The organism is Alcanivorax sp. HI0044, assembly GCF_001634945.1.
In genome coordinates this window covers 1-540 of the sequence record NZ_LWEZ01001001.1, presented here as the reverse complement: position 1 = coordinate 540, position 540 = coordinate 1, and the positions used below count along the sequence as shown (strand labels likewise).

Annotated in this window: 1 protein-coding gene; it reads left to right on the top strand. The window is 61.9% G+C overall.

Annotated features, from left to right (window positions below):
- Nucleotides 1–540, top strand: a 540-nt coding sequence (locus A3730_RS11805; protein ID WP_156501170.1) for an ATP-binding cassette domain-containing protein, incomplete at both ends; no start/stop codon positions are given.

Sequence of the window (540 nt, the reverse complement as noted above, 5' to 3'; positions counted from 1 at the left end):
TCGCCTCGGCAAACTGCGCCAGGACCAGTTCGCCTTCGAGGAACACACGGTGCTGGACACCGTGATCATGGGGCACAGCGAACTGGCAGCGGTAAAAGCCGAGCGCGACCGGATTTACAGCCTGCCGGAAATGAGCGAAGAAGACGGCATGCGCGTGGCCGAGCTGGAAATGCAATTCGCGGAGATGGACGGCTACACCGCCGAAGCCCGGGCCGNCGACCTGTTNCTGGGGCTGGGCATTCCCGAAGAACAACACGCCGGCCCCATGACCGCCGTGGCGCCGGGCTGGAAATTGCGCGTACTGCTTGCCCAGGCCCTGTTCTCCGATCCGGACGTACTGCTGCTGGATGAGCCCACCAACCATCTGGATATCCACACCATCCGCTGGCTGGAAGATATTCTGGTGGCCCGTTCCAGCACCATGATTATCATTTCCCACGACCGGCACTTCCTGAACAGCGTGTGCACCCACATGGCGGATCTGGATTACGGTGAGCTGCGCCTGTTCCCGGGCAACTACGACGAGTACATGACCGCCGC